This is a genomic window from Flavobacterium cheonhonense (assembly GCF_035671315.1).
GTDB lineage: Bacteria > Bacteroidota > Bacteroidia > Flavobacteriales > Flavobacteriaceae > Flavobacterium > Flavobacterium cheonhonense.
On the sequence record NZ_JAXAVY010000002.1, the window covers coordinates 89,043 to 114,680 of the forward strand.

Sequence of the window (25,638 nt, forward strand, 5' to 3'; positions counted from 1 at the left end):
TAAACCAGATTTTATTTTTACAGATTTAAACGAATTGAACCATGAAAAACATTTTAGTCCTTTGTACAGGTAACAGCTGTCGCAGTCAGATGGCGCACGGCTATTTGTCGCACTTTACCAATCCTGAGCAAGTTACGGTTTACTCGGCCGGTGTTGAAACGCACGGCGTTAATGCCTTAGCTGTAGCTATTATGCAGGAAGATGGTATTGATGTTTCCAAACATACTTCGAATAATGTAGAAGAGTATTTCGACATTCCTTTTGATTATGTGATAACCGTTTGTGATAATGCCAACGAGCGCTGTCCGTTCTTCCCGACACAAGCCGTAAAGTTGCACCACAATTTTCCCGATCCCAGCAAAGTTAAAGGTTCAACTGCTGAAGTGATTGAAGAATTCCGAAAGGTAAGGGAAATGATTAAAGCGTATTGTAATGACTTTGTTGTAACCAATCATTTGTAAATACAAACGTCCCGATATCATCGGGACGTTTGTATTGTCTAATAATCTAACGATCTAATAATCTAATAATCTAATAATCTGATTATACGTGCAACGCTCTATTATCCGTGGCGGCTAAAGCGGCTTCTTTTACTGCTTCGGCAAAAGTAGGATGCGCGTGAGACATTCTTGAAATATCTTCAGCAGAAGCACGGAATTCCATAGCGGTTACCGCTTCGGCAATCAAATCGGCGCAACGAGCACCAATCATGTGAACGCCCAATACTTCATCGGTTTTGGCATCGGCTAAAATTTTAACGAAACCGTCAATATCGCCACCGGCACGAGCTCTTCCTAAGGCTTTGAATGGGAAACTTCCGGCTTTATAGTTTACACCGTCGGCTTTTAATTGCTCTTCGGTTTTCCCTACAGCCGCTACTTCCGGCCAAGTATATACTACACCCGGAATCAAGTTGTAATCGATATGTGGTTTTTGACCCGCTAAAATTTCGGCTACCATTACCCCTTCTTCTTCGGCTTTGTGGGCTAACATGGCACCGCGCACTACATCGCCAATCGCGTAAATGTTCGGTACGTTAGTTTGCAAGTGGTCATTCACTTCCACCATACCTCTTTCGGTTACTTTAACACCGGCTTTGTCGGCTGCTAAACCGTCGGTGTAAGGTCGACGACCCACAGCTACCAAACAGTAATCACCGTCGAAAGTGATGGTGTTGCCTTTAGCGTCATCGGCTAAAACGGTTACATTTTTGCCTTTGCGAGTCACTTCTTTGACTTTGTGAGAAGTGTAGAATTTCATGCCTTGTTTTTTCAAGACTTTGGTCAACTCTTTCGACAAACCGCCATCCATACCCGGAATGATTCGGTCTAAGTATTCAATCACTGATACTTGAGCGCCCAATCGCAAATACACTTGTCCTAATTCGATACCGATAACGCCACCACCAATGATGATTAAGTGTTTTGGAACTTCCGGTAATTTCAAGGCTTCGGTAGAAGTGATGATGCGTTCTTTATCGATTTTAATGAACGGTAAAGAAGATGGTTTAGAACCGGTTGCTATGATGATATTTTTCCCTTCGATTACTTCAGAGGAACCGTCGGCTTTGGTAATTTTTACGTGAGTAGCATCTTCAAAAGAACCCAATCCTTCAAAAACGGTTACTTTGTTTTTGTCCATTAAGAACTTCACGCCGCCACTGGTTTGGTCGACTACCGCTTGTTTGCGGGCAATCATTTTTTCCAAGTTCACTTTTACTTTTCCGGATACTTCGATACCGTGATCGGCAAAGTGTTGCAATTCTTCATAATGATGCGAAGATGCTAAAAGCGCTTTGGATGGAATACAACCTACATTTAAACAAGTACCTCCTAAAGTATTGTATTTTTCAATGATAGCGGTTTTGAAACCCAATTGGGCACAACGAATAGCCGAAACGTAACCGCCCGGACCTGAACCTATGATGACAACGTCAAATGCACTCATGATAGTATAGAAATTAGTGTGTTTTAATTTTTGTGTCACAAAATTACAGTTTTTATTTTACTAAAAAGCGAAATAATTTGCTTAAAAGCTATAGCTTATTTTATAAGGTAAACGCAGTAGTATTTTTGACTTCGCCTATCATAAAAGTACTGTGTGTACTGCCGATGTGTTGCAGCGTTGTGAGTTTAGTGACCATAAACTCGCGGTACGCTTCCATATCTTTGACACAGATTTTTAGAATGTAATCGTAATCACCGCTCACGTGGAAACACTCTAACACTTCTTCCAGTTTTACCACTTGGTGTTCAAAAGTAGTTAAGAATTCTTTGGTGTGTTGGATGAGTTTGATGTGACAAAATACCACAAAGCTTTTGTCGATTTTAGTCCGATTCAATAAGGCTACATACTTATCGATAATCCCTTCTCGCTCCAATTTTTTGATGCGTTCATACACCGCTGTGACCGAAAGATTGAGTTTTACCGAAAGCTCTTTGGTGGTTTTTTTGGTGTCTTGTTGGAGTAGGGCTAGGAGTTTTTTGTCGGTGGAATCCATAAGTTGTAGGTTCTAGGTTATGAGTTGTAGGTTTTAATAGTTTTAAAAACTAATGAAGCCTATTTATAGATGTAAATCTAAAATTATTTTCTATAAATATTTATTTTTTTAGTTTTAAAAACTGTATTTTTTTATTTGTATTGATAATTTAACTGTATTGATTCAAATTTGTAAAGGATAAAATTAAACATCAACTTTATGACCCACAACATAGAACATACAACCTACAACCCGAAATCTTTCCATCCTGCCGATAAAATCCAGGATTTGCAATACTTCGGCGAATTTGGTGGTGTGAATCCTTCTATATCCGATAGTTCAACTTATACCTTTCTTTCGGCTAAAACCATGTTTGACACCTTTGAAGGCAATGCCGAAGGTTGTTATTTGTATTCGCGTCACTCTTCGCCTATGAACTTGTATCTGGGGCAAGCTTTGGCCGCTATGGAAGGTACCGAAAGTGCTAATGTGGCAGCTTCCGGTATGGGTGCGATTACGCCTGTTTTGCTCCAATTGTGTGCTGCCGGAGACGAAATCGTCTCCAGCCGTACCATTTATGGTGGAACCTACGCTTTCATGAAAAACATGTTGCCCAAATGGAACATCCATACTCGATTTGTAGACATCACTAATCTGGAACAAGTGGTGGCTGCAATTACAAAAAATACCAAAGTATTGTATTGCGAAACTGTTAGTAATCCACTGTTGGAAGTCGCCGATATTGAAGCTCTGGCCGTGATTGCCAAAACGCATAATCTGAAATTGGTAGTAGATAATACTTTTTCGCCAATGTCGGTTGCGCCGGCTAAATTAGGAGCCGATGTCGTTATTCACAGTTTGACCAAGTTTATCAATGGTAGTAGTGATACTGTTGGCGGCGTTGTTTGTGCTTCGCAGGATTTTATCAACGACTTGAAAAATGTGAACGATGGTGCCAGTATGCTTTTGGGACCAACGATGGATAGTTTACGTGCGGCCAGTATTTTGAAAAACTTACGCACGTTGCATATTCGCATGAAACAGCACAGTCACAATGCGATGTATTTGGCACAAAAATTCGAAGCCGATGGGTTAAAAGTCGTTTATCCCGGATTAGCCAGTCACCCGAGTCACGAATTGTACGCCAAAATGATCAATCCCGAATACGGTTTCGGCGGTATGATGACTATAGATGTGGGCAGTTTAGACAAGGCTAATGAGTTGATGGAATTAATGCAAAACCGTAACTTGGGTTATTTGGCCGTGAGTTTAGGATTTTATAAAACACTGTTCAGTGCGCCCGGCAGTTCTACTTCGAGCGAAATTCCGCTGGAAGAACAAAAAGCCATGGGCTTAACCGATGGCCTGATTCGTTTTTCTATCGGTTTGGATAATGATATTGAACGTACTTACCAAATGATGAAACAGTGTATGACAGCATTGAACGTTTTCTGATTTTAATTATAAATTAGTTGTAGAAATCCGTTGGTATGCCATTACCGGCGGATTTTTTATTTTATAGAAACAATTTTATAATTTTATAGACTTTGAATCGTTCTGCTTTCAGCATAACCTCACAGTCTTTTAACCTAATTTCAGTGAACATGAAAAAGTTGTTTTTTCTTTTAGGAATCTTCATAACATCCAATTTAAGCGCACAAACCGATATACGATTGTATTCAATTATCGATGCTGTTTCCGCCCAACGATTGGAGAACGATATTCGCACTCTAGCCAATTTCGGCACCCGAAATACGTTTAGCGATACTATTTCCAAAACCCGAGGTATAGGAGCCGCCAGACGTTGGATTAAAGCCGAGTTTGATAAAATTGATAATAACTGCAACAATTGCTTGGAGGTCTTTTACCAAAAAGATTTGGTTACGCCTAAAGACGGCAATCGCGTGCCTAAAGAAGCCTATGTGGTCAATGTAGTCGCCGTTCAAAAAGGCACCAAATATCCCAATCGCTACATCATCATGACCGGTGATATCGACAGTCGCAATTCTGATACCATGGATTATACTAATGATGCTCCGGGTGCCAATGACAATGCTTCGGGTATGGCGGGAACTATTGAAGCGGCGCGGGTTTTGTCAAAATACCAATTTGAGAACAGCATTGTTTATCTCGGACTTTCAGGCGAAGAGCAAGGCTTGTTCGGAGGAAAAGGTTTTGCCGAATATGCCAAAAAGAACAACTGGGAAATTATAGGTGTTTTAAACAATGATATGATAGGCAATATCGAAGGTGTTGACGGTGTAATTGATAACCGAACCTTCCGCATTTTTTCTGAACCAACTCCGGTTACTGAAACCGAGAAGGAGCGCAACCAACGCCGATTTTACGGTGGCGAAGTTGATGGTGTTTCCCGTCAACTGGCGCGTTACATTCACAAAACAGTGAGTACCTATATGCCTGAAATGAATCCGATGATGGTGTATCGCTTGGACCGTTTTGGTCGCGGTGGTCATCACCGTCCGTTTAATGATTTGGGTTACGCCGGGGTTCGCATTATGGAAGCCCACGAAAATTACAACCGCCAACACCAAAACAACCGGGTAGAAAACGGTATTAAATACGGCGACGTGATAGAAGGCGTCAATTTTGAATACGCCAAAAAGCTAACCGCTGTCAATGCTATTGTATTGGCAAGTTTGGGTTGGTCGCCACCCGAGCCGAAGAATGTCACCATCGGTGGTGTGGTAGAACCCAATACCAAACTCAAATGGGACAAAGTTGCCGATGATTCGGTGATAGGGTATAAAATTTATTGGCGCTTGACGACTTCTCCGCAATGGGAATTTAGCCGTTTTGTTGGCAATACCGATAACTTTGAACTCAAAGGAATTGTGATTGACAATTACTATTTCGGTGTAACCAGTGTGCACCAAAACGGTCAAGAAAGTGTGGTAGTGTTTCCGTCAGCAGTGATGCGAAGTACCGGTAAGTAATTAAGGTTGATTTAAATAAGTTTCCAATTTTTCCCTAATGTTTTGCAGCGGTGTAGCGATGGCATTCACATACTGAAAATTGCCGTCTCGTTTATTGCTGATGGACAATTGAATAGGGCAGGCTTCGCTTTGAATGGCGTTGACTTCAAATTCATTGAGCTCCGAATTATACACTAAATAAGGTGCGCCCGATGAACCAAATCGGAAATAGCCTTTGATTAAATAGCGCAATCCTTCCAAGACATAATTACCACCAATGCGTTCCGGGAAAATGGAAAAGTGCTCGGTAAAACCTTCAATTTGGGCTTTGTTCAATAGTTTACCCACTTCACTGGTGGGCGAACTTTGCAAGCCGTAAAAATGGTCTTGGCTATCGGGTAAAATATCAAAATTGACTTTTACTGCCGGCATAGCATCAATAATTTCTTGAGGTGTGTTTACCATTTTATACAAAGCGATGTCATCAGCATAGAACGCTTCAACCAGCGCTACTTCTATCAAAAATGTATGTCGGTTAATGGCCGGTTCGGCAAAATTTGTATCGGAATTGAAATGATTGGTCAAGTTGGCGTTTTGATAAAACAACGGCGCTTTGAATTGAACTATCAAATGGGTTTGGCAGATTTTCTTCTCTAAAAAAGTCACCCAACGCGTATCGAAGTTGATTTGTCTTAATGTATCTATCATCGCATTAAAATCGTTCGGATTGTTACTCTTCCAATAATAACGTTGGTTAGTGGAATTAAGTTGAAAACAGTTGTCAAATAATTGCCGTTGCGGTTGGTTTAAAAACGGCAGTATATCACGTTCAAAAATTCCCGTGTCGATTGATTTGAATATTTTGGCTTCCGTTTTTAAATTGTGTGCTACAGTCAAGAAATACCCTTTTCCCACATGGAAAGCACAAATATTATTTTCAAAATGACGTAGGTTTGGTGCCTCTATATTTTGGGTAAACATAATTCGAAACAAAGGCGAAGTTTGTTCGTGCGTCAGTTCGAGTTGTTTGGTGAGTTTATCTTGCTTCATACTTAATATCAATTCATAAAAACCAAATATACCAAACAAATCCTCACTGCCGATTTTTAGTGTGATTTTCTTACCCGAATTTATTTGTTTAAGGTTTGTGAGCCTTTAATGATTTCGGCACTGACTTTCTTTGTAACTTTAATCATTAATTTGTATCAACCATGGTCAGTCTTAAAAGTATCCAAACCGAAGTAGATGTTTGCTATCTCTATCAAATTTTAGCTGAAAACGAAAAAGATCCCAATGTAGCTGCTGTTTTCAAGCAGATGAGTGCTATAGAACACAGTCACGCCTTGGCTTTTTTAGCCAAAAACAATTTGGATGAAAGTCATTTACCAAATCCTTCCGGAAGAGCTAAGGCACTGCATTGGATTGGCAAATGTTTTGGTTACGATTATATTTTAGGCGTTTTATTGGATACAGAAAAAAGCGTTTCTTCTTCCATACTTAAAGCCCGAAAGCAAAGCCAAACCCAAGAGTCAATATCAGATACCGCGCATGTTGCCATATTGAAAAATATCCTCAACAGTAGCTCCAATGTATCGGGAGCCAATTTAGCCCGGTTTGAAAAGCGCCATCGCTCAGTTGGCGGCAATGCTCTAAGAGCTGCTGTTTTAGGTGGTAACGATGGTTTGGTTTCTAATTTCAGTTTGGTGATGGGAATAGCCGGCGCCACCGGTGGTCAGGATGAAGTACTATTGGCCGGAATGGCCGGGTTGTTAGCCGGAGCACTATCCATGGCTTTAGGCGAATGGATTTCGGTAAAAAGTTCTCAAGAATTATACGAAAATCAGATGCAATTGGAAATGGAAGAGTTAGAAACCAATCCCGAAGGAGAACAACAAGAATTGGCTTTGATTTATATGGCTAAAGGTATCCCGGAGGTGCAAGCTAAAGCGATGGCGGCCGAGTTGATGCAAAATAAAAGTCAGGCTCACGAGCTGTTGATTAAGGAAGAATTAGGCATTAACCCAGAGGATTTGAAAGGCTCGGCTATGGAAGCAGCGCTGACGTCCTTTTTTCTATTTGCCATTGGAGCTATTATACCGGTATTTCCGTTTTTCTTTTGGGGTGGTATGCAAGCCGTAATCATCAGTACGGTTTTCAGTGCGGCCGGTTTGTTTTTAATTGGCGCAGCCATTACATTGTTTACCGGCAAAAGTGTTTGGTTTTCAGGAATGCGACAGGTAGTCTTTGGGTTGGCGGCCGCAGCCATTACTTTTGGCATCGGGAAATTGATAGGCGTTTCGGTAGCAGGATAAAAAAAGGAGGTTCACAACCTCCTTTTTGCTTTTTTAATTCAGTGTATAGCTGACACTAATCTTAGTGTTGAGTAATTTCGAAATCGGACAATTGGCTTCTGCATCTTTGACCAATTCGTCAAATTTAGCGTTGTCAATTCCTTCTACTTTAGCAGTAAGGGTTAAATTTGAAGCGACTATAGAACCGTCTTCAAAAACGATTTCCGCGTCGGTCTTCAATTCGGTAGCGGTAAATCCGGCCGCTTGTAAATTGAAAGCTAGTTTCATAGAGAAACAGCCGGCATGTGCGGCACCGACTAACTCTTCGGGATTGGTTCCGATGCCTTCTTCAAAACGAGAACCAAAGGAATACTGTGTCTGATTTAAAACGGTGCTTTGCGTAGTCAAATGGCCTTTACCGTCTTTTCCTGAGCCGTTCCAAACGGCAGTTGCTTTTCTTTTCATACCTAAAATTGTTGTGATTTTTAATGACTGTAAGGTACAAAATTCTGTACAGTTGTAGTTTACTTTTTTTTGACTAAGCTTTTACTGGTTAGGACTAACCCTATTAATAGAAATGGAACGATAAAAACAAAATACAATCTGAAAAGCATAGTACAAGACACTGCAACTGTAGCCCAAACGAAAAATAATCCAACGGTATAAATGGCCTTAGGGATATTTTTTTCATTATAACCATCAATACCATAGCCAAGGAACGGTAATAGGGGTACTATGATAAAAAGCCAATTCATTAATACTTCCCGTTGAGCAATTCTCCGCCTATGGTTGATTTGGTTTCAATACCAAGCTTCTTCATCATCTCATAAGTAGTACAAACCGCTGCCGAAGTTACCGGTATGCCGCATTCTGCCTGAATCAAATCGATGGCTTCCAAAGAAGGCATTTGTACACAAGCTGAAGCTACCAATACATCCACGTCCGTTAAGTCGAGTTGTTTGTAAATTTCCAATAAGTTGAGTGGGTTTTGCGCGGCCACTTCCAAATTATCCGGAATTTCCAAAGCTATACTTTCTTTTACTTTGATGCCTTGGTGTTCTATATAATCGACCACTTTGTCGGTCAGCGGGCGCATATAAGGCGTAATGATTGAAATTTGTTTGGCTCCTAATACTTTCAGACCATTAATTAAAGCTCCGGCCGAAGTTACAATGGGTGTTGGGAAGTTATTGGCTACTGTCTCCTGATGCAAGTTCACTTCCGAAACACAATGATAACCGCGTCCCATGCTCATAATGGCTACCAAACAGGCATACCCCATTACATCAACATGAGCGTCCGACAATTCTTGGGCACATTTTAAACTCATCGCATCCATAGCTTCGAGTTCTTCTTTGGTTACTTTCTTCATTCGCATGCGACTGCTGTGAAACGTAAATCGTTCCGGTAGTATGCTTTCTCTGGCCCTAAAAATGGCCGGTATTTCGGTTTCCATCGTCACATTCGACGAGGGAACTATTTGTCCTATTCTAAATTTCATTTTTTTGCAATTACTATTAAATCTGTTGTGTCTTGTTCGTTGTGTCTGTATTTTTTTCGCTCCAAATGAATGATGGTGAAACCGGAATTTTCCAGAGTTTCAATCAGATAATCGGCTTGATGGTAGTTGATAAAAACTTTATCACCTGTACTTCCTTTTTGAAATCCGGAATTTTCGTTGTCGTCTTCCATGGTACTAAGATAAAGAATACCTCCATCTTGTATACAATAATCGGCATTCACTATAAATTCGATAGCTTCTTTTTTGGAAAGATAAGGCAATCCAAATCCGCATACTACGGCATCAAACTTTTGGTTAAGTTGTTTTATTTCCCTTAAATCAAATAATTTAAACTCAGCATTTGGGTTGTTAATTGTAGCCAGTTCAATCATATTGGGCGCTAAGTCAGTTCCGAGTATGTTTAAATCTGGGCGTTTTGTTAACAGGTATTGGGTAATATTTCCCGGTCCGCAAGCCAATTCCAATAAGGAGGCATTTGCTTTCGGAATGTGTTGGCAAAAGGTGTCAAATGAATCGTAATACATAGAAACATCCATAAACCGTTCCTGATAAATATGGGCCAGTTTGTTGAACACTTCTACCGCTATTTTCGTTTGATCCATTTTATTAAAGGCTAACTTCTCGTACAATATTACTTATGGTTCCTATGCCTTCCACCGAAGCTTCTACCACATCACCGTGGTGCAACCACTCTTGCGGATCGCGTCCTGCACCAACACCGGCAGGAGTTCCTGTTGCAATAATGTCTCCCGGTTCTAAAGTAAATACGATACTCAAATCTTCAATCAAATCGTTGATGTTGAACAGCATGAATTTTGTATTGGAATTTTGTTTTTCGATACCGTTAACTTTTAAAGACAAGTTTAAGTTGTGCGGGTTTTCAATTTCATCTTTGGTCACTAAAATTGGTCCCATCGGCGCAAAAGTATCTTGTCCTTTGGAAACAATCCATTGGCCTTCTCTACGACAATCCCGCGCGGAAATATCGTTGATAACCGTATAACCAAATACATAATCCAAGGCATCTGCTTTGGGCACATACTTACCGTGTTTACCGATTACGACCGCCAATTCCACTTCCCAATCCAATTGCGAAGTCAGTTTGGTGTTCTTAATGATCTCGGTATTGGTTCCTGTAACCGTTGTAGGCGGTTTGGAAAAAATAATTGGTTTTTGCGGTAATTTTCCGGTAGTGTCTAGAGTTCGGGCACTTTCCGCCACGTGTTCGGTATAGTTTAAGCCGATACCGATGATGTTTTTTCTTGGTTTTTGAATAGGCGCTAAAAGCGTCACTTCTTCTAAGTTATAAGCAATTTCTTTGAAGTAATTTTCCGGAGTTTCGGCTACCATTTCATTTAATTCGGCTATAATTTCAATGCCCATGTCAATCAAGTCCAACATGTCGGAAGGCAACGGGAAATTCGAAATCTCGCCAAAGTCTTCCATATCGATGACTTGGTTGTTGTGAAGGAATCCTAAACGAGGTTCGGTGTCGGCAGTTTGGTAAGTGAGTAGTTTCATTTTTTAAGGTACTAAGGCGCTGAGGCGCTAAGGTTCTGAGATTTTAGTTTGTTGTATGTTCTAAGTTAGTATTTATTTTTGCCTTTGACATTGTCATTACACTTTCTGATGCCCGTTGTTTTCGGTGTATTCTTTGCCTTGGAATAAGCCTAAGCCTTCAATTACCGGCAAGTCGTTGAAGTTAAATAAACTCGCGTCTTCTGAGTCAGAAGCGTTGTGGTGTTCGTGCCAAGCCCAACTCGGTACGCAGAAAATATCGCGTTCCTTCCAATCAAAGCGTTGTCCGTTGATGATGGTGTAGCCGCTTCCTTTGGCACATTGGTATACAAAAGAACCGGTATGTTTGTGGGCTTTGCCGTGGAATCCGGCTGGTAACAACTGCATGGCGGCACCCATCGTTTGCATCACATGACCGCCGGTTAGCGGATTGGAGTATTGCATTAAGTATCCGTCAAAAGGATTGATTTCATTGACTTTGGCGACATCCAACAGGGTTGGATATACCTTACTCCAAGAGTATTTAAACAAAGGTGAATAAGGTTTGTCCCAAGTTTGATCCGCCGGAATTAAACCCGCACCACCAAATGTCATAGGTGAATGATTAACGGCGGAGATTAAAGGTTGTTTCCCATCATACACGGCATAATCATTGGCTTCCAGAGCATTTACTAACGGAATATCCAAACCGTCTTGCCAAATACAGGTTTGTCCGTCGGGTTCCACACCGTGTTCATGCCAAGCCGAATTGGGTGTGATGACAAAATCGTTGACTTCCAGCATGATTTTATTCCCATCTACTACGGTATAGCCTTTAGAACCTTCCATGATAAAGCGTAGGGCAGAGGCACGGTGGCGATGTGCCGAAGTACTTTCGCCGGGACGGGTAACCTGAATTCCGGTGTACAACCAACCTACAGCGGCAGAAACGTCTTTCCTTTTATCGTTTACCAAATACACTACGCGTCTTCCGGCTTGTTCCGGCGTTACGAGTTCGGAAGATTTTAAAACTAAACTGCGCAAGTCGTCGTATTTCCACAACATAGGCACCGAATTCGCTCGGGGTTCCCAAGGTTCAATATCGTTGGCTACTGTCCAAAGTGCTCCGGCTCCTAAGGTTTCTAATTCTTTATAATAGGCTTCGAGTTCAGGAGTGTCTTTTACACGGGCACGCCCGATAACGTCGTCTGAAAAGTTGTTGGTTTCCATATTATTTTTGGTTGAATTCATCGTGGTTATCTACAAAGGTAATCTTTCTGGTTGGAGCGGTATTGACTCTTAAATCAAAGATGTCAAATCGGTTGTAATGTCCGAGAATGTCGTGCATTTGTTTCGGTTGGATGCATTTCTCTAAGTTGATATCGGCATATACAATGCCTTCATCGTCAATCAAAGGTGTACCAATCACAGCACCATTGGGTCCGATAAATCCGGAGAAGGCGGAGCTTTTTCGGGATAACAATTCGTCTACATTAGGCACATCATCACGCAAAGCGTCTTTAATTTCTTGGGAAATGGTAGAACACGAAACGATGGTAAATAATTTGCCTTCAAACGAATGTGCGGCTGCACGAATCTTAATTGCTTCTGCCATATCATAATCAGGTGGCGCAACCGGTAGCGAAATATAGTTGGCAATGTGAATCAATTCGCCTTGCGAAAGCAGAGTGAATCGTGCTAAAGTATTGGTGTTTTCACCACAAGCCAAGGTTCCAATTGGACCAACTTCGGTATCATACACTTTTAGCGAAGAACCATCACCGGATGTCCATGTAAGTTTTTCGGCCCAAGTTGGCACGAGCTTTCTGTGTTTACCGATTAGATTTCCTTTATTGTCAATGATGAGATTGGTATTGTAAATTTCGCCATAACTGTCGCCGCGTTCGTTGATTCCGATGACGATGTGCATGTTGTGTTCTTTCGCGGCTTGGAACAACTGTTGCATGCTTTCATCGGTAACGGCTACCGAGTTTTTATACAATTGCTCGTACCATTTGCTGCCTTGTACCGGAGTCATAATCCAGTTCCAATAAGGATAACCGGCAATGAATACTTCGGGGAAAGCGATGAGTTGCGCACCATTATCGCTGGCTTCTTTGACGAAGGAAATTACCTTATCTATCGTTTTTTCTACATTGAGAAAAACCGGTGCTGTTTGTACGGTGGCGGCTTTGAATTTATGGAATATCATAATTATGGATCATAAGTTATGTTAGTATATTTAAGATTGTTGTAGGTAAGTTGTTCGTTTTTCTTAATAATGATTAACCATTCTGTGTCTTCAGGAATCTTTTTTTTGCTTCCGTAAACTGAAACCCAATTCGTGTTTTCAATGATTTCTTTTTTGAATTCGATGTCAAATTTTTCATTGAAACCACTTATGATTATTATACTTTTTATTTTCAGTTCAGAATTTAAAATTACTTTATAGAAAGCATATTCTTTATCACTTTCCATATTATTCTGATTTTTTAGGAAATTATCATAACCACAAGAGTTTATAATATTGGCTTTATTGCTTATTTCAATATTGTTGGCTTTTAGGTTTGTTAAAAGTTTAGTTAAGTTATCAATTGATTTTTTGTAGATAGGATTGTAATTTGGATAAAATTTTTCGTCAAATATCCTGTCAATTTGTTTAGACCCTGAACATCCATGAGTGAAGTAGTGATTGATGGAGTTAGTTGTATATGCAAAGAGTATCCATTCTGAATTTAAAGGTAAATATAAACCAGAAGTTGAATTAGTATTACTGCCAACAGTCATGTTATTAGCTTTATTTTGTCCTTTATACAATGTAACTATTTCTGCATTTGCTTGAAAATCCCCATCTCCACTAAATTCGGGAGAATCTTTCAGGATTTTTGTTATTTTGACTTTCGCAATAATATCTGCATTAATAAATTGTTGAGAAAATGTGCTTACACCACAAGAACTGCATCCAATTGTTTTAATTGAAGAGAACAGCAATAGTATAAATAACACTTTTTTCATTAAAGAATAAATTTTGAAATCAATGCTTTCATTTCCTCATTAAAAGCTTCCGCTTTAATGGCGTCTCTGCCGTTGGTGATAGCAACGTTAACCAATGTAACTTCGCCTTCCAAACAAGTATTGCCTTGTTCGTCTTCGAAATGGAAACCGCAAGTTACGGAAGCACCGCCGAGTTTGATGACCCAAAGTTTTTTGGTTAACAGTTCTCCAATACGGGCAGCTTTTTTGAATTGTACTTTTAAATCTACGGTTGGAATGCCGTTAGTCTCGTGAATTTTGGAGAATGGTCGGTCTAAGGCTTCTTCAAACCAATCTTCGACCAAGTCGTTGAGCATTTCTAAAAAGCGCGGATAGAAAACGATACCGGCGTAATCGACGTGTTTGAAACGTATTTTTTCAGGTTTGGTAAAGGTTTGGTTCATATTTTTATTTTTTGCCACTGATTACACAGATTTACACAGATTTTTAATTAATCACTTCCCATTACTGATAAGCTTAGCCCCGATAGTAGCAAGCTACCGTGTAGCGCGGATAGCGGGAAATAGCTCCTAATCATTTTAATTTAAAACGTTGTATTTTTCCGGTTTCTGTTTTGGGCAGCGTATCGGTAAAATAAATTACTCTCGGATATTTATAGGGCGCGGCTACCTCTTTGAACCAGTGTTGAATATGGTTTTTCATGTTATCGGTAGCTTTAGCTGAATCTTTTAGTACTATGTGTGCACAAACCAGCATGCCTCGTTCCTCATCGGGTAATCCTACTACGGCGCATTCGAGTATTTCTTCGTGGGTTAATAATACGCTTTCGACTTCAATTGCGGCAATGTTATAGCCCGAAGAAATGATCATATCATCGCCACGTGCCACAAACCAAAAATAGCCATCTTCATCTTTTCGGAAGATGTCGCCTGTAAAATTCCAGCCGTTTTGCACGTATTCACGTTGTTTGTCTTCTCGGTTCAAATATTTACAACCGGTGATGCCGCGTACCATGAGTTTTCCCGGTTCGTTTGCTGCTACTTCATTTCCGGCAGCATCTACCACTTTGGCTTCGTAACCGGTGATGGCTACGCCGGTGGCTCCGGGTTTCATGTTTGCGGTATTCGATGAGATAAAGATATGCAACATTTCGGTAGCGCCAATCCCGTCGATGATTTTTAACCCCGTCACATCGTACCAATCTTGCCACACTTTGAGTGGTAGTGTTTCTCCGGCAGATACGCATTTACGCAAGCTTGAAATATTGAAATCCCCGACTTTGGTCGTGATGATGCGCCAAGCTGTGGGAGCGGTAAAGCAAATGGTGATTTTAAAATCCTGAATGGCTTGTAATAGCATATCAGGGGTTGGTTTTTCCAGTAAAAAAGTCGATGCTCCGAAATAGAGCGGAAATAAGACCAAACCGCCCAAACCAAACGTAAACCCGAGTGGCGGACTACCGGTAAAAATATCATCAGCTGTTGGTTGTAAGGAATATTGCGGAAAGGCTTCGCAGATGTTAACTATATCTTTGTGAAAGTGCGAAGTCATTTTAGGTAAACCTGTGGTTCCCGAAGTAAAGCCGATTAAAGCGATGCTGTTGGATTTGGTACGGTAATTTAAAAACGTTTTGGGTTTATTGGCCATTAATTCCTCCAAGTGAGAATTGCCGTAAAAGCAAACCGATTGTAGAAACTCGGATTTGACCAAGTGCATTTCATCAGCCAAACTGTGATCGCAAATGGCGTGTGAGATTTCGGCACAGTCGATTATCGTGGTTAATTCTTTAGCTCTGAGTAAAGGCATGGTGGCTACTACGATACCGCCGGCTTTTAACACGGCAAACCATACCGCTACCATCATCGGGTTGTTGGCGGAGCGAATTAAAACGCGATTACCGGATTTCAATCCTAAATCCTCCACCAAAACATGTGCTATTCGGTTCGCTTTTTCGTACAAGTCATTGTAGGTCCAAGTGTATTCAAAGGTGCGAAGACAAGGAGCGTTACCATGACCATTACGAATGTGTTTGTCCAAAAGCAAATCAACACAATTGAGCATTTCAGGTTGATGGAATTGTGGTAAGTCTAAGAACACATAGTCCGGTTGTAAGTCGGCGCTTGGGAGATGGTTGTGTGCAAAATTATCTTCGTAGTGTGTCATGAGAATTATGAATTACGAATTATGAATTACGAAGTGTTTTTTGGATAGAACCAATTATCTTCAGTAATTCCTCAGTATCTTTTAATAAATAGTTAGCTTCTTCTTGTGAAAGGTAATCAGTATCTTTCATTAATCTAATCCAATAATGTGTTTCTCTTGCTTCTTTGTATGCTATAGTAAGTTTTGCATAAAAATCTTTATCCGATTGTCCGCCAATAGCTTCTTCAATGTTGGCGCCAATCGAAGTACCACAACGTAAAAGTTGTTTGCTTAGTACGAATTCTTTCTGAGTGGTACACAAATGCTGATACGTTTTTATAATTTTAACAGCAAAGGCATAACTCTTATTTTGAATAATATTATCTTTCTTCATAATTTCCCTCGCTTCGTTTCATACTGTTTCGTCATAATTCGTAATTCATAATTCGTAATTAAATTTTATTACTCTTTGGTTTTAAGGCTTTCTTCATGCTTTCGGTTTGTTTTCTCTCGGCGGCTTTTAGCGGATAGAGATGAGAACTTCCGGCTTTATAGGAATTGGGAATGTCTGTGGCTTCGAATTGTTCGTAGGCTTGCGCATTTCTCACAAAATTGGCGTCGGCTAATAACGGTCGGCCCAGCGCCACTAAATCAGCTCTACCGTTGAGTAATATGGTGTTGATTTGATCTATATCCTGGATATAACCTGCTGTGATGGTTGGGATGTCAACAGTATTTTTAACGGCGTCGGAGAACGGTGTTTGCCACATTCTGCCGACTTGCGGTTTTTGATGCGCTACGGTATTGCCGGTGGAAACGTTGATGATATCGGCTCCGGCATTTTTAAAGGCTGTTGCTATAGTGATCACTTCTTCTTCAGTGATTCCGTTTTCGGCCCAATCGGAAGCGGAGATTCTCACCGACATGGGTTTGTGTGTCGGGAATACTTTTCGCATTTCAGTAAACACATGGATGGGAAACTTCAAGCGGTTTTCGGCACTACCGCCGAATTCGTCGGTTCGGATGTTGGTTAAGGGCGATAGGAACGAAGCCAATAAGAAGCCGTGATGCGCTTGTAATTCTATTAAATCAAATCCGGCTTGGTCAGCATTTTTGGTAGCTTGTACAAATTGTTCGCTGATCAAATCCATGTCTTCCAAAGACATCTCTTTGGGAATCGGCATTTTTTCATGGAAAGGAATCGGCGAGGCAGACAGCAAATCCCATGGTAAATCGATAGGTTCATTATTGCCATCCCACGGTTTTTTTACAGCGCCTTTTCGACCGGAATGTCCTAATTGAATTCCGATTTTAGTTGGCGTGTTGTGATGGATAAAATCGGTTATCTTTCTCCAGTCAACTAACTGTTCCTGAGTATAAATTCCGGCACAACCTAAAGTGATTCGTCCGGTTTTGGAGACCGCTGTCATTTCGGTTATGATTAGTCCAACACCACCGGTGGCTCTGCTGCCGTAATGCACCAAATGCCAATCGGATACTTTACCTTCTGTAGCAGCATATTGTCCCATAGCCGACATGACGATGCGGTTTTGCAATTCTAAATCACGTAGTTTGAATTGGGTGAAAGCAGCCGGTCCCTCGACTGCGCTCGGGATGACAGCGTTCTGATGAAATTCTGTCATTACTTTATCCGTAAACGATTTATCGCGTAATCTTAAATTTTCAAAAGTGACTTTTTTAGAACGCGTCATGCAACCGAAAGCGAATTGGTAAAACGGATGCTGCATGTGTCGGTCCATGTGTTCAAACCAATCGAGAGAAACCAGAGCAGCATATTGTATCATTTCTACCGTATTGCGACGGGTTTTATCGTATTGCTCGAAAGCGGCTTGCACGTTATTCGGATGGGCAATTACAGCATCGGATAAACCAATGGCGCAATCCATCGCCAGTTTAGTTCCCGAACCGATTGAATAATGTGCTGTGGCTTTGGCATCGCCTAGTAACACGATGTTGTTGTGATACCACTTTTCATTGGTTACATGCGGAAATTGACGCCAATGTGATTTGTTGGAAATGAGTGGATGACCGTCGAGTTCTGCTGCGAATATTTCTGAGATTTTGGCTATGGTATCGGTTTCATTGGTGACTTCAAAACCGAGTTTTTGCCAGGTTTCGTCGCTGCACTCAAAAATCCAAGTGCTCATACCGGCTTCGTATTGGTAGGTGTGGGCAACGATAGTGCCGTGAGGCGTACTTCGGAAGAAATAGGTAAAGGCATCCAAGGGTTTGGTCGAGCCTAGCCATACAAAGCGGTTTTTCTTGAGCGATATTTTGGTGCCGAATTCCTTTTCATATAGTGTTCGGATGCCGCTGCTAATTCCGTCGGAAGCCAAAATAATATCGGCGTCTTGGTACTGACTAATGTCATCTATATTTTGTTCGAAATGCAGGTTAACTCCTTCTTCTCGACAACGTTGGTGCAATAATTTAAGCAATGTTTTTCGGGAACAACCACAAAAACCGTTACCGGCTATGCTGACTTCTTGACCGTCTCGAGCCACGATGATGTCGTCCCAATAGGCAAATTGACTTCGAATTAATTCATACGACTGCATATCGCGTTTAAGGAATTCTCCCAAAGTTTCATCGGAGAAAACTACGCCAAATCCGAAACTGTCGTCGGGTTTGTTGCGTTCGTAGATATCAATTTGGCAATGCGGTATTGCTTTTTTGGTTAGGATGGAGAAGTAGAGTCCGCCCGGACCACCGCCTATAACTGCTATTTTCATTTTTTTAAGTTTCTTAGTGACTGAGTAACTGAGTAACTGAGTCTTTTAATTTAGCCTCGTTTGATGGAGAATAATTCTCCTAATTTGGCATAATTGGAACCGGCTAATCTTGCCACCGGTTTATACGTTTCTAAATTGATTTTGTAATTGTCTAATAACACGGCGTCGTCAAAATGCATCATCACAATGCGACCGATGACGATACAGGAGCCGCCGTTTTTATGATCTTCGAGAAAGTAATGATGGACCAGTTCGCATTCCAATTGTACCGGACTTTCGGCTACGCGCATCGGTTTTATTTTTACGGATGGAATAGGCGTAACACCGGCCAAGATAAATTCGTCTACTTCAGCCGGAACCGATTGCGCTGTAGTGTTCATTTGTTCCACCGTGTTTTCGGTGACCATGTTTACCACAAATTGACCGTTAGCGAGTATGTTGTTTAAGGTGTCTTTATTGGAGTGATTGGCTCTGTTTACGGAAAACATGATGTGCGGCGGATCTTCTCCGGCAGCATTGAAATAGGAAAATGGTGCGAGGTTGTTGATGCCGTCTTCGCTTACGGTTGCTATCCATCCGATAGGTCTGGGAATGATAGCACCTGTCATTAATTTATAAACTGCTGAAGAATCCAGCAGGTTAGGGTCAAATAGCATAGTGTTGTTTGTTTACTACAAATTAAAGCTATTTTTTTTATTTTTTTGACAGTTGTATAATTTCTGAAGTCAAAAGTTATCAATACTTCAAAAAAAATCTTAATAGGTCATTAGTACTATCGGGTATTCTTTCTTGGTTTTGTGATTAATCCAAACGCCTTTTATGGTTCCGTTTTCCCATTTGGCCTCAATCACACCTATTAAACCTGAAAAGTCATCAGCACTTTGTTCCCTGAAATAAAAGTGATTGTCTTTAAAAGTACCGTGACATTCAATAGGTTTTTTGTATTTGTCGTACCAATAGGTAATGGTTAAGGAATTGTCGTAATTGATGTTTGGCAACACAAATGTGACGGCATTGTTGCCAATTTTTCCTTTAAACATTTTCCCGATAGGCTGAGCACTGTTGTAATTTTTGATAGGAGTATCGTATAGCACGTTCTTGCCGTAATCAGAAAGTAAAGGAAGCAAATCGGCGTAAGAAAACGGCAGATCAAATTGGTATAAATCATCAACAGCTCGATTCACATGACTTGAACAGCGACCTCTTAACAGGTGTAGTTGGTTTTTGGTGAAATAGTAATCAAAATCACCCAATTGGTATTCGGTATAGTCGGACAAGCAGTTTTCGTATAATTCAATTTGTTCTTGGTAGCGATCGAACAACTCGCGTTGGGATATACTATCTATTTCCGCTAAGTTCTTTTTTGTCTCTGAAAGAAAAGCAGTGATTTCTTTTTTTACCATAGTATTCACTTGCTGGGCCAGTAAAGTATGCTTTTCGGGCCGAATGATATCGGTTACTAAAAGATAATTTCCGGTACGGAGGTCATAATTTTCGTGGGTCTCATAGCCTTCAATATAGGCACCACTAAACTCGGTGCTCATGGTTAGGCTTAATACGTTAGGAGGTGTATCTTCTTTCGTCCATCCGTAAAACAGATAGGTGCCACCTTGATTTTCAGGACTGTTGTAGGAGACTTTCTCAAAAGGAGTTTTCTTAAAAACACCCGGTAAGTGCTGTAAATAGTGTAATTGCAAAAAGATGTTTATTTTTTCACCTATTTTGGTTTTGGGAGCTGTTTGTATTTCGGGAAAGGTGTATTCTTCTGAAACCGGTTCCAAGTTGCGAATGGTGGTGGTATTGTTCTGTCCGAAAACGAGTTGTGTTAACAGCGTTGCACAAGCTATTGTCTTATTTAACCTCATTTAATTTGAATATTTTTTTGATGAGACTAACAATAGTGGTGGCCAATATGGCTCCTAAAAATGCCAAAAATATATCTTTTTGTGCATCCCAAATATCGCCTTGAGTTCCCAAATAAGCATCGCCTTGAGATGGGAAAAAGATGTCGGCCACAGCCCATTCTATCAACTCGTAAAAACCGCTTACTGATAAAGTAATTTCTATCGGTAACACCCAAGCCACCAAGTTTGGGTATTTAACCCATTTTAAAAACAATTCCCTCATAGGGTAAGCCAGTAAAAAGCCAAAGCTAAAGTGGACTATTCTGTCGTAATGATTGCGTTCCCATCCCATATAGTCTTTAAGCCAATAGCCAAAAGGGTTTTCGGCATAAGTATATTTAGCACCATAAACGTGCAGGCATAAATACACAGTAATTAGTAAATAAGAGAGGTCGCTGAATTGGTATTTTTTATAACTCACTATCAAAAACAAAAAGAAAAGTGCGGTCAAGGTATTTTCTAAGAGCCAATTATTGAGGTCGTTGGTGCCTATCAAAGTACTAATCCATAGAACTGTAAAACTCGTAAGGAAAATCCATAGCCAAGGATTATGTTTGAAAGGAATACGGTTGGGTGAGATGGCTAAGGTAAAAGGCATAAGCAAGAGTTTAAAAAAACGAATATAGAGAAAATATTTTACGGAATATGGAGCAAAGATTGCTTTCCTCTAGTTATGCCATCAAAATATATATATTCTTAGGATTAAGCTTTAAAGCTGATAACAAAATTGGTTCCTTTTCCAATTTCACTATTTACCTCTATCTGTCCACCCATATCCATCACGTGATTGTACACTAAATACAGACCGATACCGTGACTGTCTTTGTGTTCGTGAAATGTTTGATGAAGCCCGAAAATCTTATTTTTTACTTTGTCTATATCGAATCCACAACCATTGTCGGACACTACCAATTGGCGTACACCATGCTTTATTCGGGTGCTAATCGCAATAACCGGTATTATACCGGGTTGTCGGTATTTGATGGCATTGGTAATAAGATTGATAAAAATACTTTCCAGGTAAACCCTATTGTATGATACAGCATCGAAAGCCTCAAAGTTGAGGTTTACGGTAACTTTAGCTTCGTTGATTTGTGATTGAACAGATTGCAATACCTTTTGAACCGTTTGGCTAAGTGATAGCTCTTCAACCATAATGTGTAAATGGTCTTGGTGGCCAATATTATCTACATAGCTGTTTAAGGTTTCTTTTAAACTATTGGAGGTGATTTTCAGAATCTCAATGAGTTCCAGTGTTTCTGAGTCGTCAATTTTACTCACGTCGAGCAATTCAAACACCGAGAGCAAATTGTTTACAGGAGAGCGCAAATCGTGAGAAGCGGTATATGTAATCTTTTTTAAATCCTGATTGATTTTTTTGAGATTGGTGAGCAGTTTATTACGCTCTTCTTCAATTTTTTTACGATAGGTTACATCTTTAGCAATAGCATACACCAAACCGTGTTCAAAGTGTGGCATAGAAGTCCACGCTAACCAAACAGTATCACCATTTTTGGTTAAGTACCTATTTTCAAAATCCAACAAAGGCTCGCCATTTTTGACTAAAGCGCGCATTTGGTTGGTTCTTTCTAAATCGTCCGGATATATAAAGCTGTTGATAGGTTGTGACAGCAGTTCTTCTTCAGTATAGCCTAAGAGTTTACAAACCGATGGATTGACTTTTTTAAAGTAACCATCGTAGCCGGCTATAAAGAACAAATCAGCAGAAATATCAAAAAAAACTTCAGTCCAGTATTGATGAGATAGGGCTTTTTTATCTTTCATTGGTGAGAAATCAGATTAGTAAAGATAACCAATTGTTTTTTTGTTGCAAGGCTAAATATAAAAAAAATCTCACTGAATTTAGGCGGCTGAAATTGTTTTGACTTTTGGGTTATGCGCCGTTTTTGTCATAAAAAAATCCCGCTTCATTTTGAAACGGGATTTTTATATGTTGAGTGCAAGAATTTTGAACTCTTATGTCATATTAAAATTGCTCTCTTCCTGCAAAGTGGAAAGCACCTTCGATAGCGGCATTCTCATCAGAGTCTGAACCGTGAACTGCGTTTTCACCGATAGAAGTAGCGTATTTTTTACGGATAGTTCCTTCTGCAGCTTCAGCCGGGTTAGTAGCACCAATTAAAGTTCTGAAATCTTCCACAGCATTGTCTTTTTCTAAGATAGCTGCTACAATTGGTCCGCGAGTCATAAACTCTACTAACTCACCAAAGAAAGGTCTTTCCGAGTGTACTGCATAGAATTTTTGAGCATCAGCTACTGTCAATTGTGTTAATTTCATTGCTACAATTCTGAAACCACCTTCAGTAATCATATTTAAAATACCACCGATGTGTCCTTTTTCTACAGCATCCGGTTTAATCATGGTAAAAGTTCTGTTTGTTGCCATTTTGATATAAATGAATTTAAATTTACTTCTGTATTGGGCACTTTGCCTTTTTCGCGTGCAAAAGTAGCGTTTTTTAAGCTATTTGCAAGTAAACATTTTATAAAACTAAAATTGTGAAGTTTGACGCTAACGGTTTTAGGTTGTCATGCAGTTTATCGATGAATTCATGACCGAATTCAAGGTAAAACTCCGAGAAATTATTGCGTCTTTCCTGTAAAGATTGATTGGGGAAGAGCTCGTTTTGTAGTTGGATGATACGCTCTAAGGCATCAGCATGTTGTCGTTTTTCGGCTTTGAGTAAACGTTTTTCTAAGTTATCCAATCCTTTGAGTTGTTTTACTTCCTGAGCTTTTACAGCCTTACCAAAAGAGCTGTCGGTTTGCAATGCTATTTGGTGTAAATCGGCGAATTGTTGTTTTAAATATTCCTTTTGCGCGGTAAAATCTAAGTTGAACTGCGAGAATTCTTGGGTTTTTCGATTGAATAATTCTTGCTGATTACTAAATAAATCAGCCCATGACAATCCTAACTTATCGGCTTTATGCCATTGTTTCTCTGTAGCCAATAGGGCAGAGTTACGGACCAAAAGTACAGGGAAACTAATTTTATTTGCTTCGAAGTTAGTTTTTAATTGCAACCAATACGCAATTTCACCGCCGCCACCTATATAACACAAATTGGGTAAAATGACTTCTTGGTATAGCGGGCGTAATATAACGTTCGGGCTGAATTTTTCCGGATTTGAATCGACTAAAGCCAAGATTTCCTCTTGTGTAAAAACCAAGTTGGTTTGGTTTACTTTGTAAAGTCCGTCTTCCAAAACGATGCGTTCACGGAGGTTGTCTTCTATGTAAAACAAATTAATCTCACGTGGATTAACCTGTATGGTGTAATCTTTCAGAATTTCGTTGGTTTGGTTGACTTTTTCAAAAGCCGTTTGCTGTAGTAACTCTTGCTTAACGTAAGGCACAAAAAGTTGCTTTAAAGCTTTATCATCACCATCTATGATTACCAAGCCTTGGTTCCCGAACAATTCATTGGCTAAATATCGGGTGGCATCGGCTAAATTGGAATGCTTTAAATAGCTTTCCTCAAACAACGATTTTAAATAGTTTGCATTATCACCTAAACCAAGCTCTTGGGCAAAAACTTCATAAACTTCCTCTAAACCAGCAGTGGACAAACGGCCAACCGGTCCGTTACTTTCTCGAAGCCATTGCATTTTGGCGTGCTTGAAGTGAAAATAATTGATTTCGGCAAAATCGTGATCTTCCGTTGCCATCCAGTAAATCGGTACAAAATTATAATCAGGATAAGCTTGTTTCAGTTCCTTGCAAAGGTTGATGGTGGACACAATTTTGTACAAAAAGTACAAAGGACCGCTGAACAAATTCAGTTGGTGTCCGGTAGTGACCGTAAAGGTTTTAGTATCGGATAAAAGTTTGAGGTTATTTTGGGTAACTTCCGAAATTACAAAGCCTTGGTACTGTTGTTCTAAAGAATGAACTAAAGTATTTCTGTTAGCATTGTTATTGTATTCCAGCTCTTTTTCCGCTATTTGTAACCGAAAGTTTTCCAGTGTCGGAAACCTGTTGTATAACGCTTTCAATTCGGGCTTTTGCTCTAAATAATCAACGATGAGTTTAGAGAAATATCCTGATTTTTGATAGCTGATACAGTCGGTTGGCATGTGTTATTTTTTGGTAAAGGTACAGTAATCCGTTTTTGAGATAAAAAGGTTTAACGTTCAGTTAAGGAGTGATTACCGAACCGTAAAGGTAGTCATCTCCCAAATAAAAGCTCGTATTCCCTCTGCTCATAGTGACCTTTTTCAAACGAATGGTATGTTGAAATCCGCTACCGAAAGTAGTAGTGCTGACTTCAATAATACCGCTTACATCGGTTACACCATCGTTAGCTGTCCATTCTTGAGCAAGAGTAGGTGTGGTTGGAGTAGTAGCGGCACAAAAATAAGCATCGTTAACCGGACCGCTAAACAAACGGTAAGTTGCTTTGTTGGTCGCACTAATTAAGGCTGTTCTGGGCGTAGTGGTAACTTCGTTTTGTAATAGCGTGCTGTAATCAGCCAAATCCAATACAAAAGATTCACCACCGCTAAAGTTAAAAATTCGGTTGTCGCAGGTGCTTTTTTCGGCTTCTTCATCAAAACCAAAAGCCAAAGGCGAAACAGTAGTCGTGTAATTTCCAAAGGTGTAAGTTTCGTATACTTGCGTACCGTTTGGTTTTTGGAACGTAATGTCTTTAAAAACAATAAAGTGTTTGTAACCGGTAATTTGTGTAATACCGGTAGTAGCATTTACGGTTTTAACAGCGGTAGTCGTAATTTGAACCGTTCCGGCAACGGCATTCCATTCTTCTAATAAATTAGGGGTTGCAGAAGGTACGGTAGGGCAGATGTTGTCGGCACTGGCGTCACCATTGTATTGGCGGTAAATGACTTCTACAGAAGAACTGATGTTAACTTCAATAGGATCGCCTTCAGGGGTTTCATCGTTGGCAAAATTACTGGCCGGTATGGCTAAAATCAGCATTTCGCTGTCTTTAACTTTGTAAATAACGTCTTTGCTGCTACACTTTTGCGCGTTAACTTCGCTAAAATCAATAGTGTCTACGGTTAAATCGCCATCATCGCAAGCGGTGATTAAAAGTAAGGCTGTCAATATCCCTAAGAGTCGTTTCATGGATAGAAAATTTT

The 25,638-nt window shown here is 40.2% G+C and carries 25 protein-coding genes; 4 read left to right on the forward strand and 21 right to left on the reverse strand.

The window, feature by feature from the left end; genetic code table 11:
- Positions 1–41 precede the first annotated feature (41 nt).
- On the forward strand, positions 42–461 hold the full coding sequence (locus tag SK086_RS06260) for an arsenate reductase ArsC (protein WP_324690502.1): 420 nt from the start codon (positions 42–44) through the stop codon (positions 459–461).
- A gap of 82 nt (positions 462–543) precedes the next feature.
- Here SK086_RS06260 and lpdA read toward each other — a convergent pair whose 3' ends face one another.
- Positions 544–1,947, reverse strand: a complete 1,404-nt coding sequence (lpdA, locus tag SK086_RS06265; protein WP_324690976.1) for a dihydrolipoyl dehydrogenase — start codon at positions 1,945–1,947, stop codon at positions 544–546.
- 100 nt (positions 1,948–2,047) lie between these two features.
- Complete coding sequence (locus SK086_RS06270) at positions 2,048–2,500, reverse strand: Lrp/AsnC family transcriptional regulator (RefSeq protein WP_290872073.1); 453 nt, start codon at positions 2,498–2,500, stop codon at positions 2,048–2,050.
- A 198-nt stretch (positions 2,501–2,698) separates the two neighbouring features.
- Between SK086_RS06270 and SK086_RS06275 the strand changes: the two genes are divergently transcribed.
- The gene (locus SK086_RS06275) at positions 2,699–3,934 is read left to right on the forward strand and encodes an aminotransferase class I/II-fold pyridoxal phosphate-dependent enzyme (RefSeq protein ID WP_324690503.1); all 1,236 of its coding nucleotides are present in this window, start codon (positions 2,699–2,701) and stop codon (positions 3,932–3,934) included.
- Between the two features lie 149 nt (positions 3,935–4,083).
- Entirely contained in the window at positions 4,084–5,433 is a 1,350-nt protein-coding gene (locus tag SK086_RS06280) for a M28 family peptidase (protein WP_324690505.1), read from the forward strand.
- Here the strand turns inward: SK086_RS06280 and SK086_RS06285 are convergent, their stop codons facing one another.
- Positions 5,434–6,462 (reverse strand): hypothetical protein, encoded by a 1,029-nt coding sequence (locus SK086_RS06285; protein WP_324690506.1) that lies wholly within the window; start codon positions 6,460–6,462, stop codon positions 5,434–5,436.
- A gap of 161 nt (positions 6,463–6,623) precedes the next feature.
- Here SK086_RS06285 and SK086_RS06290 point away from each other — a divergent pair, with 161 nt between their 5' ends.
- Positions 6,624–7,724 carry a VIT1/CCC1 transporter family protein gene (locus SK086_RS06290; RefSeq protein ID WP_324690507.1) on the forward strand — a complete coding sequence of 367 codons (1,101 nt, stop codon included), beginning with the start codon at positions 6,624–6,626 and terminating at the stop codon, positions 7,722–7,724.
- 33 nt (positions 7,725–7,757) lie between these two features.
- Here SK086_RS06290 and SK086_RS06295 read toward each other — a convergent pair whose 3' ends face one another.
- From SK086_RS06295 to SK086_RS06380, 18 genes are all read right to left on the reverse strand, one after another.
- Positions 7,758–8,168 (reverse strand): OsmC family protein, encoded by a 411-nt coding sequence (locus tag SK086_RS06295; protein WP_290872058.1) that lies wholly within the window; start codon positions 8,166–8,168, stop codon positions 7,758–7,760.
- 289 nt (positions 8,169–8,457) lie between these two features.
- Positions 8,458–9,204, reverse strand: coding sequence for a maleate cis-trans isomerase family protein (locus SK086_RS06300; RefSeq protein WP_290872055.1), 747 nt, complete (start codon positions 9,202–9,204; stop codon positions 8,458–8,460).
- Positions 9,201–9,827, reverse strand: coding sequence for a class I SAM-dependent DNA methyltransferase (locus SK086_RS06305; RefSeq protein WP_324690508.1), 627 nt, complete (start codon positions 9,825–9,827; stop codon positions 9,201–9,203). Before SK086_RS06305 ends, SK086_RS06300 begins: the two co-directional genes overlap by 4 nt.
- A gap of 4 nt (positions 9,828–9,831) precedes the next feature.
- Positions 9,832–10,746 (reverse strand): fumarylacetoacetate hydrolase family protein, encoded by a 915-nt coding sequence (locus SK086_RS06310; protein WP_324690509.1) that lies wholly within the window; start codon positions 10,744–10,746, stop codon positions 9,832–9,834.
- 96 nt (positions 10,747–10,842) lie between these two features.
- Positions 10,843–11,973, reverse strand: coding sequence for a cupin domain-containing protein (locus SK086_RS06315; protein WP_324690510.1), 1,131 nt, complete (start codon positions 11,971–11,973; stop codon positions 10,843–10,845).
- Positions 11,954–12,934 carry a carbon-nitrogen hydrolase family protein gene (locus SK086_RS06320; protein WP_324690511.1) on the reverse strand — a complete coding sequence of 327 codons (981 nt, stop codon included), beginning with the start codon at positions 12,932–12,934 and terminating at the stop codon, positions 11,954–11,956. The genes SK086_RS06315 and SK086_RS06320 overlap by 20 nt, the downstream gene beginning before the upstream one ends.
- A 2-nt stretch (positions 12,935–12,936) precedes the next feature.
- Positions 12,937–13,737 (reverse strand): hypothetical protein, encoded by an 801-nt coding sequence (locus tag SK086_RS06325; RefSeq protein WP_324690512.1) that lies wholly within the window; start codon positions 13,735–13,737, stop codon positions 12,937–12,939.
- The gene (locus tag SK086_RS06330; protein ID WP_324690513.1) at positions 13,737–14,159 is read right to left on the reverse strand and encodes an acyl-CoA thioesterase; all 423 of its coding nucleotides are present in this window, start codon (positions 14,157–14,159) and stop codon (positions 13,737–13,739) included. The genes SK086_RS06325 and SK086_RS06330 overlap by 1 nt, the downstream gene beginning before the upstream one ends.
- A gap of 130 nt (positions 14,160–14,289) precedes the next feature.
- Positions 14,290–15,879: an AMP-binding protein gene (locus tag SK086_RS06335; RefSeq protein WP_324690514.1), complete on the reverse strand. Its 1,590-nt coding sequence runs from the start codon at positions 15,877–15,879 to the stop codon at positions 14,290–14,292.
- Between the two features lie 19 nt (positions 15,880–15,898).
- The gene (locus SK086_RS06340) at positions 15,899–16,252 is read right to left on the reverse strand and encodes a four helix bundle protein (RefSeq protein WP_324690515.1); all 354 of its coding nucleotides are present in this window, start codon (positions 16,250–16,252) and stop codon (positions 15,899–15,901) included.
- A 58-nt stretch (positions 16,253–16,310) separates the two neighbouring features.
- Positions 16,311–18,611 (reverse strand): oxidoreductase, encoded by a 2,301-nt coding sequence (locus SK086_RS06345; RefSeq protein ID WP_324690516.1) that lies wholly within the window; start codon positions 18,609–18,611, stop codon positions 16,311–16,313.
- 50 nt (positions 18,612–18,661) lie between these two features.
- Positions 18,662–19,267 (reverse strand): flavin reductase family protein, encoded by a 606-nt coding sequence (locus SK086_RS06350; protein WP_324690517.1) that lies wholly within the window; start codon positions 19,265–19,267, stop codon positions 18,662–18,664.
- A gap of 99 nt (positions 19,268–19,366) precedes the next feature.
- Positions 19,367–20,476: a hypothetical protein gene (locus tag SK086_RS06355; RefSeq protein WP_324690518.1), complete on the reverse strand. Its 1,110-nt coding sequence runs from the start codon at positions 20,474–20,476 to the stop codon at positions 19,367–19,369.
- Entirely contained in the window at positions 20,463–21,113 is a 651-nt protein-coding gene (locus tag SK086_RS06360) for a DUF2238 domain-containing protein (protein WP_324690519.1), read from the reverse strand. Before SK086_RS06360 ends, SK086_RS06355 begins: the two co-directional genes overlap by 14 nt.
- A 104-nt stretch (positions 21,114–21,217) precedes the next feature.
- On the reverse strand, positions 21,218–22,300 hold the full coding sequence (locus SK086_RS06365; protein WP_324690520.1) for a PAS domain-containing sensor histidine kinase: 1,083 nt from the start codon (positions 22,298–22,300) through the stop codon (positions 21,218–21,220).
- A gap of 202 nt (positions 22,301–22,502) precedes the next feature.
- Positions 22,503–22,922, reverse strand: a complete 420-nt coding sequence (locus SK086_RS06370; RefSeq protein ID WP_290872016.1) for a nucleoside-diphosphate kinase — start codon at positions 22,920–22,922, stop codon at positions 22,503–22,505.
- 97 nt (positions 22,923–23,019) lie between these two features.
- On the reverse strand, positions 23,020–24,612 hold the full coding sequence (gene bshC / locus SK086_RS06375) for a bacillithiol biosynthesis cysteine-adding enzyme BshC (protein WP_324690521.1): 1,593 nt from the start codon (positions 24,610–24,612) through the stop codon (positions 23,020–23,022).
- A gap of 61 nt (positions 24,613–24,673) precedes the next feature.
- A complete protein-coding gene (locus SK086_RS06380) occupies positions 24,674–25,624 on the reverse strand; it encodes a hypothetical protein (protein WP_290872010.1) in 951 nt (316 codons plus the stop codon).
- Between the last annotated feature and the right edge of the window lie 14 nt (positions 25,625–25,638).

Coding starts and splice junctions, on each gene's coding strand:
- SK086_RS06330 (WP_324690513.1), bottom strand. CDS start 14,159: ATGAACCAAACCTTTACCAAACCTGAAAAAATACGTTTCAAACACGTC.
- SK086_RS06370 (WP_290872016.1), bottom strand. CDS start 22,922: ATGGCAACAAACAGAACTTTTACCATGATTAAACCGGATGCTGTAGAA.
- SK086_RS06360 (WP_324690519.1), bottom strand. CDS start 21,113: ATGCCTTTTACCTTAGCCATCTCACCCAACCGTATTCCTTTCAAACAT.
- SK086_RS06355 (WP_324690518.1), bottom strand. CDS start 20,476: ATGAGGTTAAATAAGACAATAGCTTGTGCAACGCTGTTAACACAACTC.
- SK086_RS06340 (WP_324690515.1), bottom strand. CDS start 16,252: ATGAAGAAAGATAATATTATTCAAAATAAGAGTTATGCCTTTGCTGTT.
- SK086_RS06335 (WP_324690514.1), bottom strand. CDS start 15,879: ATGACACACTACGAAGATAATTTTGCACACAACCATCTCCCAAGCGCC.
- lpdA (WP_324690976.1), bottom strand. CDS start 1,947: ATGAGTGCATTTGACGTTGTCATCATAGGTTCAGGTCCGGGCGGTTAC.
- SK086_RS06295 (WP_290872058.1), bottom strand. CDS start 8,168: ATGAAAAGAAAAGCAACTGCCGTTTGGAACGGCTCAGGAAAAGACGGT.
- SK086_RS06260 (WP_324690502.1), top strand. CDS start 42: ATGAAAAACATTTTAGTCCTTTGTACAGGTAACAGCTGTCGCAGTCAG.
- SK086_RS06290 (WP_324690507.1), top strand. CDS start 6,624: ATGGTCAGTCTTAAAAGTATCCAAACCGAAGTAGATGTTTGCTATCTC.
- SK086_RS06315 (WP_324690510.1), bottom strand. CDS start 11,973: ATGAATTCAACCAAAAATAATATGGAAACCAACAACTTTTCAGACGAC.
- SK086_RS06285 (WP_324690506.1), bottom strand. CDS start 6,462: ATGAAGCAAGATAAACTCACCAAACAACTCGAACTGACGCACGAACAA.
- SK086_RS06365 (WP_324690520.1), bottom strand. CDS start 22,300: ATGAAAGATAAAAAAGCCCTATCTCATCAATACTGGACTGAAGTTTTT.
- SK086_RS06270 (WP_290872073.1), bottom strand. CDS start 2,500: ATGGATTCCACCGACAAAAAACTCCTAGCCCTACTCCAACAAGACACC.
- SK086_RS06325 (WP_324690512.1), bottom strand. CDS start 13,737: ATGAAAAAAGTGTTATTTATACTATTGCTGTTCTCTTCAATTAAAACA.
- bshC (WP_324690521.1), bottom strand. CDS start 24,612: ATGCCAACCGACTGTATCAGCTATCAAAAATCAGGATATTTCTCTAAA.
- SK086_RS06320 (WP_324690511.1), bottom strand. CDS start 12,934: ATGATATTCCATAAATTCAAAGCCGCCACCGTACAAACAGCACCGGTT.
- SK086_RS06305 (WP_324690508.1), bottom strand. CDS start 9,827: ATGGATCAAACGAAAATAGCGGTAGAAGTGTTCAACAAACTGGCCCAT.
- SK086_RS06310 (WP_324690509.1), bottom strand. CDS start 10,746: ATGAAACTACTCACTTACCAAACTGCCGACACCGAACCTCGTTTAGGA.
- SK086_RS06280 (WP_324690505.1), top strand. CDS start 4,084: ATGAAAAAGTTGTTTTTTCTTTTAGGAATCTTCATAACATCCAATTTA.
- SK086_RS06275 (WP_324690503.1), top strand. CDS start 2,699: ATGACCCACAACATAGAACATACAACCTACAACCCGAAATCTTTCCAT.
- SK086_RS06300 (WP_290872055.1), bottom strand. CDS start 9,204: ATGAAATTTAGAATAGGACAAATAGTTCCCTCGTCGAATGTGACGATG.
- SK086_RS06345 (WP_324690516.1), bottom strand. CDS start 18,611: ATGAAAATAGCAGTTATAGGCGGTGGTCCGGGCGGACTCTACTTCTCC.
- SK086_RS06380 (WP_290872010.1), bottom strand. CDS start 25,624: ATGAAACGACTCTTAGGGATATTGACAGCCTTACTTTTAATCACCGCT.
- SK086_RS06350 (WP_324690517.1), bottom strand. CDS start 19,267: ATGCTATTTGACCCTAACCTGCTGGATTCTTCAGCAGTTTATAAATTA.